The 11,405-nt window shown below is 72.6% G+C and carries 10 protein-coding genes; all 10 read left to right on the plus strand.

Going from position 1 to position 11,405, the window contains the following annotated elements:
* The first annotated feature begins 2 nt into the window (after positions 1 to 2).
* The 10 genes from C4B68_RS09600 to C4B68_RS09650 all read left to right on the plus strand — a co-directional run bounded on the left by C4B68_RS09600 (position 3) and on the right by C4B68_RS09650 (position 11,360).
* Positions 3 to 1,265: a ketosynthase chain-length factor gene (locus tag C4B68_RS09600; RefSeq protein WP_240634686.1), complete on the plus strand. Its 1,263-nt coding sequence runs from the start codon at positions 3 to 5 to the stop codon at positions 1,263 to 1,265.
* A gap of 110 nt (positions 1,266 to 1,375) precedes the next feature.
* Positions 1,376 to 1,645 carry an acyl carrier protein gene (locus tag C4B68_RS09605; RefSeq protein ID WP_099498958.1) on the plus strand — a complete coding sequence of 90 codons (270 nt, stop codon included), beginning with the start codon at positions 1,376 to 1,378 and terminating at the stop codon, positions 1,643 to 1,645.
* A gap of 48 nt (positions 1,646 to 1,693) precedes the next feature.
* Positions 1,694 to 2,485, plus strand: coding sequence for a 3-oxoacyl-ACP reductase FabG (fabG, locus tag C4B68_RS09610; RefSeq protein ID WP_099498959.1), 792 nt, complete (start codon positions 1,694 to 1,696; stop codon positions 2,483 to 2,485).
* Positions 2,486 to 2,512: 27 nt separating this feature from the next.
* Positions 2,513 to 3,451, plus strand: a complete 939-nt coding sequence (locus C4B68_RS09615) for an aromatase/cyclase (protein WP_099498960.1) — start codon at positions 2,513 to 2,515, stop codon at positions 3,449 to 3,451.
* Positions 3,452 to 3,454: 3 nt separating this feature from the next.
* Positions 3,455 to 5,545: an SDR family oxidoreductase gene (locus C4B68_RS09620; protein WP_276311565.1), complete on the plus strand. Its 2,091-nt coding sequence runs from the start codon at positions 3,455 to 3,457 to the stop codon at positions 5,543 to 5,545.
* Positions 5,546 to 5,703: 158 nt separating this feature from the next.
* A complete protein-coding gene (locus C4B68_RS09630) occupies positions 5,704 to 6,927 on the plus strand; it encodes an MFS transporter (protein ID WP_099498963.1) in 1,224 nt (407 codons plus the stop codon).
* Between the two features lie 133 nt (positions 6,928 to 7,060).
* A complete protein-coding gene (locus C4B68_RS09635) occupies positions 7,061 to 8,350 on the plus strand; it encodes an activator-dependent family glycosyltransferase (protein WP_099498964.1) in 1,290 nt (429 codons plus the stop codon).
* A gap of 108 nt (positions 8,351 to 8,458) precedes the next feature.
* Positions 8,459 to 9,655, plus strand: coding sequence for a nucleotide disphospho-sugar-binding domain-containing protein (locus tag C4B68_RS09640; RefSeq protein WP_099498965.1), 1,197 nt, complete (start codon positions 8,459 to 8,461; stop codon positions 9,653 to 9,655).
* Complete coding sequence (locus tag C4B68_RS09645; protein ID WP_099498966.1) at positions 9,649 to 10,230, plus strand: dTDP-4-dehydrorhamnose 3,5-epimerase family protein; 582 nt, start codon at positions 9,649 to 9,651, stop codon at positions 10,228 to 10,230. Before C4B68_RS09640 ends, C4B68_RS09645 begins: the two co-directional genes overlap by 7 nt.
* Positions 10,227 to 11,360, plus strand: a complete 1,134-nt coding sequence (locus tag C4B68_RS09650; protein ID WP_167459057.1) for a glycosyltransferase — start codon at positions 10,227 to 10,229, stop codon at positions 11,358 to 11,360. Before C4B68_RS09645 ends, C4B68_RS09650 begins: the two co-directional genes overlap by 4 nt.
* Positions 11,361 to 11,405: the final 45 nt, after the last annotated feature.

The raw sequence follows: 11,405 nt of genomic DNA on the forward strand, positions 1-11,405 counted from the left end.
GCGTGCAGACCGCCGTCCGCGACAGGCGCCGTACGAGCGCCGGCCCGGCCGTCCGCGTGGCCGTCACGGGGCTCGGCGTCGCCGCGCCCAACGGCCTCGGCGCCGACGCGTACTGGGCGGCGACCCTGGCCGGCACGAGCGGCATCGGGCGGATCACCCGCTTCGACCCCGCACAGTACCCGGCCCGGCTCGCGGGCGAGATCCGGGAGTTCAGCGCCCTGGAGCACCTCCCGACCCGGCTGCTGCCGCAGACCGACCGGATGACGCAGGTCGCGCTCGCCGGCGCGGACTGGGCGTTCGCCGACGCGGGCGTCGACCCCGCCGGACTGCCCGAGTACGACATGGGCGTCATCACGGCCAGCTCCTCCGGCGGCTTCGAGTTCGGCCAGAGGGAACTGAAGGCGCTGTGGAGCCAGGGCAGCCGCTACGTCAGCGCGTACCAGTCGTTCGCCTGGTTCTACGCCGTCAACAGCGGCCAGATCTCCATCCGCAACGGGATGCGCGGCCCCAGCGCGGTGGTCGTCAGCGACCAGGCGGGCGGGCTCGACGCCGTCGCCCACGCGCGCCGTCAGATCCGCAAGGGCACCCCGCTGGTCGTCTCGGGCGGCGTCGACGCCTCGATCTGTCCCTGGGGCTGGGTCGCCCAGATGGCCGGTGGACGGCTGAGCACCAGCGAGGACCCGGCGCGGGCGTATGTGCCCTTCGACGCGGGCGCGCGCGGCCATGTGCCCGGCGAGGGCGGCGCGCTGCTCGTCCTCGAAGACCTGGAGCGGGCGCGCGCCCGGGGCGCCCAGCGGATCTACGGGGAGATCGCCGGGTATGGGTCCACCTTCGACCCCCGGCCCGGCAGCGGGCGTCCGCCCGGTCTGCGCAAGGCGATCGAGCTGGCGCTGGGCGACGCGGGAACGGTCGCGGGCGACATCGACGTGGTGTTCGCCGACGGAGCCGCGCTGCCCGAGCTCGACCGGGTCGAGGCCGAGGCGATCGCCGGAGTCTTCGGGCCCCGCGGAGTCCCGGTCAGCGTGCCCAAGACGATGACCGGCCGCCTGTATTCGGGGGCCGCCCCGCTGGACCTGGCCACCGCGTTCCTGGCCATCCGCGACGGGGTCGTCCCGGCGTCCGTCGGCACCCGGCCCAGCGACGCGTACGCGATCGAGCTGGTCACCACCCGCCCGCGCCGCATGCCGGTGCGCGCGGCGCTGATCCTCGCCCGGGGGCAGGGCGGCTTCAACTCAGCCGCCGTGGTGCGCGCCGTCGACGACTAGAGCGGTGCCGTCGGCCGCCGTATCCCTCGTTCGCCCCCCACTCGCCCGCTCTCTCACTCCCCCGCTCCCTCACTCCCCCGCTCCCTCATGACCCCGACGAAAGGACCGTCATGTCCGACCGCGAGTTCACCCTCGACGACCTTCGGCGCATTCTGCGCGACGGGGCAGGCGCCGACGAGGCCGTCGACCTGGACGGCGACATTCTCGACGCCGAGTTCGAGTCGCTCGGATACGAGTCCCTGGCCCTGCTGGAGACCAGCAGCCGTATCGAGCGCGAGTTCGGCATCACCCTCGACGACGACACGGTGACGGAGGCGAAGACGCCGCGCGCCCTGATCGACGCCGTCAACTCCTTCCTGGTGCCCGCCCGTTCCAGCTGACGCCCCTACATCCCGCCCGGAGACACAGGAGACACAGGAGACAACAGCATGACGACCGAGAACTCCGGAAAGAAGGTCGCCGTCGTCACCGGCGCGACCAGCGGCATCGGCCTCGCGACGGCCAGGCTCCTCGCCGGACAGGGCCATCGTGTGTTCCTGTGCGCCCGGACCGAGGACGGCGTGACGAAGACGGTCAAGACGCTGCTCGACGAGGGCCTCGACATCGACGGCGCCGTCGCGGACGTCCGCGAGGGTGCCGACGTTCAGCGCTTCGTACGACAGGCCGTCGACCGCTTCGGCACCGTCGACGTCCTGGTCAACAACGCCGGCCGCAGCGGCGGCGGTCCCACCGCCTCGATCGCCGACGAGCTCTGGTACGACGTCATCGCGACCAATCTGCACAGCGTGTTCCTGATGACCCGTGAGGTGCTGAACGCGGGCGGCATGGCGGCCAAGGACCGCGGCAGGATCATCAACATCGCGTCCACCGCCGGCAAGCAGGGGGTCGTGCTCGGCGCCCCCTACTCGGCCTCCAAACACGGGGTGGTCGGCTTCACCAAGGCCCTCGGCAACGAGCTGGCGCCGACCGGCATCACCGTCAACGCGGTCTGCCCCGGCTATGTGGAGACGCCGATGGCACAGCGCGTACGGCAGGGCTACGCGGCCGCGTACGACACCTCCGAGGACGCGATCCTCGAGAAGTTCCAGGCGAAGATCCCGCTCGGCCGCTACTCGACGCCCGAGGAGGTCGCCGGACTGGTCGGCTATCTGGCCTCGGACGCCGCCGCCTCCATCACCTCGCAGGCGCTCAACGTCTGCGGCGGTCTCGGCAACTTCTGATCCCTTTCACCGCGAGGAGAGTTCACCATGACCGTCCGTGAGGTCGCGCACGAGATCACCGTGGAAGCACCGGCCGCCGAGGTGTACCGGCTGATCGCGGAGGTCGGGAACTGGCCCCTGATCTTCCCGCCGACCGTCCACGTCGACCACGTCGAACGCGGTGAGCGCGAGGAGCGCATCCGCATCTGGGCCACCGCCAACGGCGCGGCCAAGGGCTGGACTTCGCACCGGACCCTCGACCCCGCGGCCCGCCGCATCACCTTCCGGCAGGAGGTGTCCAGCCCGCCGGTGGCCTCGATGGGCGGTACGTGGATCATCGAGCCGGCCGGGGAGAACGTCTGCCGGGTAAGGCTGTTGCACGACTACCGGGCCGTCGACGACGACCCGGCGGGTCTGGAGTGGATCGACCGGGCCGTCGACCGCAACAGCCGCTCCGAGCTGGCAGCGCTGAAGACCAATGTCGAACGGGTCACCGCCTCGGCCGAGTTGACTCTGTCGTTCATCGACAGTGTGGAGATCAAGGGCTCCGCCAAGGACGTGTACGACTTCCTCAACGAGGCCCAGTCGTGGAGCGAGCGGCTGCCGCACGTCGTGAAGGTCTCCCTCACAGAGGACTCGCCGGGGCTCCAGGTGCTGCGGATGGACACGCTGACCAAGGACGGCTCGGTGCACACCACCGAGTCGGTCCGGGTCTGCTTCCCGCACTCCCGGATCGTCTACAAGCAGACCACGCTGCCGGCGCTGATGACCCTGCACACCGGCTACTGGCAGCTCGACGAGTCGGCCGACGGCGTCACCACCGCCACCTCGCAGCACACGGTGATCCTCAACACCGAGAACATCAGCGGGATCCTGGGCGAGGGCGCGGGGGTCCCCGAGGCCCGCGCGTTCATCCGCGACGCGCTGGGCAACAACAGCCGGGCGACGCTCGGCCACGCCAAGACGTACGCCGAAGCGCGGCGCTGAACGGTGGCGGGGGCACGAGCGGCGGGCGTCGAGGGGGCCGGGGCAGGAGCGACAGGCTCCGCGGTGGCGGAGGCACGAGCGGCGGGTTCCGCCGAGGCGCCGGACGTCGATGTGGCCGTCGTGGGCGCCGGGCCGGTCGGGCTGCTGCTCGCCGGGATCCTGGGCCGGGGCGGCGTACGGGTCACCGTACTGGAGCGGCTGACCGAGCCCACCGGCGAGTCAAGGGCGTCGATCCTGCACGCCAGGACCATGGAGATCCTCGACGACCTGGGCCTGACGGAGCGGTTCGGGCCACCGCCGAACGCCGGCCCCGGCCACTTCGGCGGCATCCCCCTCGACCTGACGGCAGCGGTCCCGAGCCGCTTTCCCGGCCAGTGGAAGGCTCCGCAGACGCTGGTCGAGACGGTGCTGTCCGGGTGGGCCGCCGGGCTCGGCGTCGAGGTGCGGCGCGGGTACACGGTGACCGGCCTGGCCGAGACGGCGGACCGGGTACGGGTCACCGCCACCGGGCCGGACGGCGTGCGGCGGGAGTTCACCGCCGCCTACCTCGTGGGCTGCGACGGCGAGCGGAGCACCGTACGGCGCCTGGGCGGCTTCGCGTTCCCCGGCAGCGCCGCGACCAAGGAACTGCTGCGGGCGGACATCACCGGCGTCGAGATCCCCGACCGGCGCTTCGAGCGGCATCCGAACGGCGTGGCGAACGCGCGGCGAGGCCCGGACGGCGTCACCCGGCTCATGGTGCACGAGTACGGCCGGGTACCCGCACCGGACGGCGCGCCACCGGACGCCGACGAGGTCGGCCGGGTGTGGAAGCGGGTGACCGGTGAGGACATCGGCGGCGCGCGGGCCGTGTGGGTCAACGCCTTCCACAACGCATGCGGGCAGGCGGCGCGTTACCGGCGGGGCCGGGTCTTCCTCGCCGGGGACGCCGCGCACGCTCAGCTCCCGGTCGGGGGCCAGGCCCTCAACCTCGGCCTCCAGGACGCGGCCTCGCTCGGCGAGAAGCTCACGGCGCGGATCGCGGGGCGCGCGGACGACGGAGTGCTCGACAGCTACCACGCCGAGCGGCACCCGGCGGGAGCGCGGGTGCTCGGGTACATCGAGGCCCAGGCCCACCTGCTGTTCGGCGGCCCCGAGATGGATGCCCTGCGCGCGGTGTTCGCGGAGCTGCTGACCCTGGCGCCGGTGCGCACCCATCTCGCCACGACGATCGGCGGGCTCGACGGCCCGCGCCCCCTCGTCCCGCCCGCGGCGGGGCCGGCCGTGGCGGCCGGCCCCGCCGAAGAACCCACGGCCACAGGCCCGTTCACACGCACGCACAGGAGGACCACCATGGGCAAGCTCACCGGCAGGACCGCGCTCGTCACCGGGTCCAGCCGCGGTATCGGACGGGCGACGGCGATCCGTCTGGCCCGCGAGGGCGCGCTGGTCGCGGTGCACTGCTCCCGCGACATCCCGGGCGCCGACGACACCGTGGCCACGATCGAGAAGGAGGGCGGCCGGTCGTTCGCGGTGGCGGCCGAACTCGGCGTGTCCGGCGACGTACACGCGCTCTTCCTCGAGCTGGAGCGGGGTCTGAAGGAGCGCACCGGCACGGCCACGCTCGACATCCTGGTGAACAACGCGGGGGTGATGGGCGGGGTGGCCCCCGAGGACGTCACGCCCGAGCAGTTCGACCATCTGTTCGCCGTCAACGCCAAGGCGCCGTTCTTCCTGCTGCAGCGGGCGCTGCGGAACCTCCCCGACGGCGGGCGGGTCATCAACATCTCCTCCGGGCTGACCCGGTTCGCCAACCCGCAGGAAGTCGCGTACGCGATGACCAAGGGCGCGATCGACCAGCTGACGCTGCACTACGCCAAGTACCTCGGCCCGCGGAACATCACCGTGAACAGCGTGGGCCCCGGCATCACCGACAACGGGGCACCGGTCTTCGACAATCCGGAGGCGGTCGCCGAGATGGCGCGCTATTCGGTCTTCGAGCGGGTCGGCGAGACGAAGGACGTCGCCGATGTGGTGGCTTTCCTGGCGAGCGACGACGCCCGCTGGATCACCGGCTCCTACCTCGACGCCAGCGGCGGCACGCTGCTGCGCTGACCGGGCGGGCCGCCGTCCTCCCGCGGCCCGTCCCCGGCCGGCCGCGGCTCGGTCCCGATGCCCCGAGAGCCGCGGCCGGTCTGCGTCCCCCAGGCCCTCTCGTCGCGGCCGGACCGCGCAAGGCGCTCCGTCCCTGCCCCGAAGGTGGTCAGCACGTCATGACGGCAGTCTCCGCACGCCCCGGTACCGGCACCACCGGCGGCCACCGCGCTCTCCTCTTCGTGCTCGCCGGGAACATGCTCATCGACGCGCTCGAAGTGTCCGTGATGCTGGTCGCGCTGCCCGCTCTCGGAGACGACCTGGGGCTCTCGCCGTGGGGCACGCAGTGGGTGATGAGCGGTTTCGCGGCCGGTTTCGCGGCGCTGCTGCTGCTCGGCCCGCGTCTCGTCGCCCGCTGGGGGCGACGCCGGATGTATCTGGCCGCCCTGCTGGTCTTCGTCGCCGCCTCCGTAGCCGGCGGTCTGGCCGAGCAGAGCGAGGTCCTGGTGCTGACCCGGGTCGTCAAGGGCATGTGCGCCGCGCTCACCGCGCCGACCGGCCTCGCGATCATCGCAACCGCCTTCCCCGCGGGCGCCGAACAGCGCCGGGCCGTCTCCGTGTACTCGTGGTTCGGCGCCGCGGGGTTCACGGCCGGGCTGCTGTCCTCGGGGGCGCTGACCACGCTGAGCTGGCGCTGGGATCTCGTCTTCCCCGCGCCCATCGCCCTGCTCCTGCTGGTGTTCGGCGTCCGGCTGATCCCCAAGGACCCGGCGCCGGCCGCCGCGCCGCCACTGCGGCAGACGCTCGCCCACGTGGGGCGCAACGGCCCGTTCGTGCGCTCGGCGCTCTGCGCGGCGGCGCTCAACGGCACCTACCTCGGGCTGCTCCTGCTGCTCACCTACCGGATGCACACCGCGTGGGGCTGGGACTCCTGGCGCCTCGCGCTCGCCTTTCTGCCGGCCTGTGTACCGCTGGCGCTGTCGCTGCCCTTCGCGGGGCGGCTCGTGGCGCGGCTCGGCAGCGAGCGGCTGATCGTCGCGGGCGGCTGCGCGGCGACGGCCGGATGCCTGACCGCGCTGCTACGGGGGGCGCCCGACAGCTACGTCACCGGGGTGCTGCCGGTGCTGCTGCTGGTCGGCGCCGCCTTCGTGCTGTCGTTCGCCGCGCTCAACCTGCAGGCCCTGTCCGGGGTTTCCGCCGAGTGGAAGAGCCGGGCGGTGCCGGTCTATCAGACGGCCGTGCAGCTCGGGGCGGTGCTCGCGCTGCCAACAGTGGCCGCGCTGGCCGGTGCCGGGTACCGCCGGGCGGTGCTGTTCCTGACCGTGGTGTCGGCCCTGGGCGTGCTCGTCGCCGTAAGCCGAACCTCTGTGACCCGAACCTCTGCGCCCCGTAAGACAACGTGACGGCGGCCCCGATGGCCGTCCGCGCCCTGTGAACCTCACCTCCCGCGCCGGCCGGACAAGTTGACGTGGCCCGCACTCCCCGGCCCGCGCGGGACGTGCCGATGCCGCACCCGAACGCGAACGGAGATCAACGATGCGTGTCCTGTTCACCATCTTTCCCGCGACGGCACACCTGTATCCGGTCGTACCCCTCGCCTGGGCGCTGCAGAGCGCCGGGCACGAGGTCGTCGTGGCGAGCCACGCCGGTGTGGTGGACCCGGGAGTGATCGGGAACATCAGCGCGGCCGGGCTCACCGCCGTACCGCTGGGCACGCCGGACGAGCTGCCCCCGGCGCTCGGCGCGCACTCCGGGGAGGCCAAGCCGGACCGGCCCTCACTCGGCTTCGACCCCGCCGACGCGGAGGACGGCGCCTGGCGCACCGCGCGCTCCATCCTGACCGGCATGTTCTCGCTGCACTACCCGGCACCGGAGCGGGAGGGCGGCCGCCGTCCGGTCCTCGACAACCTCGTGGACTTCGCCCGGGCCTGGCGTCCCGACCTCGTGCTCTGGGATCCGCTGATGTTCCCCGCGCCGGTCGCCGCGCGGGTCAGCGGCGCCGCGCACGCCCGGCTGGTCTGGGGCATGGACAACATCGCCGTCATCCACGACCGGACCAAGCGCGAACTCGCCGATCTGTCAACGGAGTTGACCGAGCATCCCTGGCTGAGCTGGTTCGGCCCGATGCTGGAGCGGTACGGGCTGGAGTTCACCGACGAGATGCTGCTCGGCCAGTGGACGCTGGACCTCACGCAGTCCCGGATGCGGCAGCCGCTGGACCTCACGTACGTGCCGGTCCGCCGGGTGCCGTACAACGGGGCGGCCTCGCTGCCCGCGTGGCTGCACGCGCGGCCCGAGCGGCCCCGCGCGGTGCTGACCCTGGGCGTGAGCCGGCGCAAGATCTTCGGCAAGTACAGCGGCTTCCCGGTCGTTGAGTTCTTCGACTCGGTGTCCGGGCTGGATGCCGAGGTGGTCGCCACCCTCGACAGCCGGCAGCTCGCGACGGTCGGCACGGTGCCGAAGAACGTGCGCACCGTCGAGTACGTACCGCTCAACCAGGTTCTCCCGACCAGCTCGGCGATCATCCACCACGGAGGCGGCGGCACCTTCTCCGCGGCCGTGGCCCACCGGGTGCCGCAGCTCGTGGTGCCCCTGGTGATGTGGGACGAGATGGTCACGGCGCGCTATGTCGCCGACATGGGCGCGGGCCTGGTCGCCGACCCCGAGTCCCTGGACGTCGACGGTCTGCACCAGCAGCTCGTGCGGCTCCTGGAGGACCCCTCCTTCCAGCTCGGGGCGCGCGGCCTCTACGAGGAGATGCTCGCCGCCCCGGCCCCCAAGGACGTCGTACCCCTGCTGGAGCGGCTGACCGCCGAACGCCGCTGACGTCCGCCCGCCGGCCGGTCCGGCCCCGCCGTCCGGCCACCGCCACCCGACGAAGGTCAGCCTCCCCACCGGCACCGAACGCCGGCCTCCGAGAGGACGTCCCGCCAGATGCGCGTACTCGTGATCTCCACCCCCGTACCGACCCACTTCCTGCCGCTCGTCCCGCTGGTCTGGGCGCTGCGCGCGGCGGGGCACGACGTGCTGGTGGCCGGGCAGCCCGATGTGCTCGGTGCCGTGCGGGCCGCCGGGCTCACCGGAGTGGCCCTGGGAGAGGGCTTCGACGTCGACCGAATGCTGCTGCGGGGGCTTCCCGAGGAGCAGCGGCCGCTGCAGGCCCGACCCCGGCCGGCCCCCGAACTGGTCGGCGGATACGGCAGGTTGTGGATGGCGCACGCCAAGTCCGTCCTCGGGCACTACACCGGACTCGCCGAGGACTTCGGGCCGGAACTGATCCTCGCGGACCCGATGGAGTTCTGCTCGCTGCTCCTCGGCGCCCGGCTCGGTGTGCCGGTGGTGCACCACCGGTGGACGGTGGACGCCATCTCCGGGCCCGCCCGCCGCTCGGTGCGCCCCGGCTTCCAGGAGCTGTGCGCGCGATGGGGCCTTCCTGGGCTGCCGGATCCGACGGTCCTGCTCGACCCGTGCCCGCCGGCCCTGCGGCTGCCGGACTCCGACCCGGGCACGTCCATCCGGTACGTGCCGTACGGCGGTGGCGGCGAGGTGCCGGGGTGGCTGCGCGCGGACCGGGGACCCGGCGCCGGACGGCAGCGGGTGGCCGTCTCGCTGGGCAACACCCTGGCTCTGCACGGTGAGCCGTTCGCCAGGGATCTGCTGCGCGCCCTCGCCGGGCGGCACGGTACGGAGATCCTCGCGACGGTTCCCGAACGGCACCGGGCCGGGATCGGCGCCGTACCGGAGAACGTACGGCTGATCGATCCGCTGCCCCTGCATCTGTTCCTCGGCGGCTGCGACGCGATGGTGCACCACGGCGGGGCCGGCACCGCGATGACCGCGACCGCGTTCGGGCTGCCGCAGCTCACCTTGCCGCAGCTGGCGGACCACTTCCCGCTGGGCGACCGGCTGGCCGCGACCGGCGCGGGCCTCTCCTTCGACAAGGCGGCCGAACAGGACGACCCGCGGCTCGTCGCCGGTGCCCTGGACGCACTGCTGTCGGACCCGGCGTACCGGGAGGCGGCCCGCCGGCTGGCCGCGGACATGGCCGCGATGCCGTCCCCCGCCGCCGTGGCAGCCGATCTGGAGCGGCTGTCCGTATCACCTGCCGGGGAGGCGGGCACGCGATGCTGATCGAGGACATGGTCGTCCCCGGCGCCTTCGTGATCACGCCGCGGCAGATCCCGGACGAGCGGGGGACGTTCTACGAGGCGATGCGCGACGACTTGCTGGAGAAGGCCACCGGCGTCGCCTTCCGGCCCCGGCAGATCAACTACTCGGTGTCCAAACGCCACACGTTGCGCGGCATTCACAGCGTGAGCATTCCACCCGGGCAGGCGAAGTTCGTCACGTGTGTGCGGGGCGCGTTGCGCGACATCGTGGTCGATCTGCGGATCGGATCACCGACGTTCCTGCGGCACCAGGTCAATGAACTCGACGCGGAATCGGGCCGTTCGGTCTATGTGCCCGAAGGCGTCGGCCATGGATTTCTCGCGCTCACCGACGACGCGTGCATCTGCTACGTCGTCTCCAGCACCTATGTGCCGGGAACGCAGATCGACATCAATCCGCTCGACCCGGAACTCGGTCTGCCGTGGAACTGCCCCGAGATCCCGCTCATTTCCGACAAGGACGCCAAGGCACCGACCGTGGCCGAGGCCGCGGCGGCGGGCATTCTGCCCCGACTCAGCAAGGCAGGGACACCGTGAGGATCCTCTTCGTCGCCGCGGGCAGCCCCGCGACCGTTTTCGCGCTCGCCCCGCTGGCCACCGCCGCCCGCAATGCCGGGCACCAGGTCGTGATGGCCGCGAACGCCGACATGATGCCGCACATCACCGGCTCCGGCCTGCCCGGTGTTCCGACCACCCACTGGCCGATCAGGGACTTCATCACGCAGGACCGCGAGGGAAACCCGGAGGCGATTCCCTCCGACCCGGTCGAACAGGCGCTGTTCACCGGCCGCTGGTTCGCCCGCATGGCGGCCGAGAGCCTGCCGCGCATGCTGGAGTTCGCCCGGTCCTGGCGGCCGGACCTCGTCGTCGGCGGCACCATGTGCTACGTCGCCCCGCTGGTCGCCGCCCATCTGAGGATCCCGCATGTGCGCCAGGCCTGGGACGCCATCGAGGCCGACGGCATCCATCCGGGCGCCGAGGCAGAACTCGCCCCGGAGCTCGCGGAGTTGGGCCTGAGCCGGTTGCCTGTCCCCGACCTCTTCGTGGACATCTGCCCGCCCAGTCTGCGCCCCGCGAACGCCGAACCGGCACAGATGATGCGCTACGTCCCGGCCAACGGGCAGCGGCTCCTGGAACCGTGGATGTACGCGCGCGGCGAGCGCCGCCGGATCTGCGTGACCTCGGGCAGCAGGGTCGCCCGGGACAGCTACGACAGGAACTTCGAGTTCCTGCGCGGGCTGGCCAAGGAGGTCACCGCGTGGGACGTCGAACTCATCGTCGCCGCCCCGGACGAGGTGGCCGAAGCCCTCACCGCCGAACTGCCGGGCCTGCGCGCCGGCTGGGTGCCCCTCGACGTCATCGCGCTCACCTGCGACCTGCTGGTCCATCACGCCGGTGGCGTCAGCACCCTGACCGGCCTGAACGCGGGGGTGCCCCAACTGCTCATCCCCAAGGGGGCCGTCATGGAAGTGCCGGCCCTCCGCGTCGCCGAGCGCGGGGCGGCGATCACGCTGCTGCCCGGCGAGGACACGGACCAGCGGATCGCCGAATCCTGCGAGGAACTGCTCTCGCGCTCCGGGTACCGCGAGCGGGCGGGCGAACTCTCCGCGGAGATCGCCGCGATGCCGCTGCCCTCCGACGTCGTCGCGGCACTGGCACTGCTGTGAGCCGCGACGGCACCGCTCTGAGCCGCCGCGGAACCGCTGTAAGCC

Source organism: Streptomyces dengpaensis (assembly GCF_002946835.1).
GTDB classification, from domain to species: domain Bacteria; phylum Actinomycetota; class Actinomycetes; order Streptomycetales; family Streptomycetaceae; genus Streptomyces; species Streptomyces dengpaensis.

Excerpts from the sequence above, each read along its gene's own strand:
- C4B68_RS09645 (WP_099498966.1), top strand. The coding sequence starts at position 9,649 with ATGCTGATCGAGGACATGGTCGTCCCCGGCGCCTTCGTGATCACGCCG.
- C4B68_RS09635 (WP_099498964.1), top strand. The coding sequence starts at position 7,061 with ATGCGTGTCCTGTTCACCATCTTTCCCGCGACGGCACACCTGTATCCG.
- C4B68_RS09630 (WP_099498963.1), top strand. The coding sequence starts at position 5,704 with ATGACGGCAGTCTCCGCACGCCCCGGTACCGGCACCACCGGCGGCCAC.
- C4B68_RS09640 (WP_099498965.1), top strand. The coding sequence starts at position 8,459 with ATGCGCGTACTCGTGATCTCCACCCCCGTACCGACCCACTTCCTGCCG.
- C4B68_RS09615 (WP_099498960.1), top strand. The coding sequence starts at position 2,513 with ATGACCGTCCGTGAGGTCGCGCACGAGATCACCGTGGAAGCACCGGCC.
- C4B68_RS09605 (WP_099498958.1), top strand. The coding sequence starts at position 1,376 with ATGTCCGACCGCGAGTTCACCCTCGACGACCTTCGGCGCATTCTGCGC.
- fabG (WP_099498959.1), top strand. The coding sequence starts at position 1,694 with ATGACGACCGAGAACTCCGGAAAGAAGGTCGCCGTCGTCACCGGCGCG.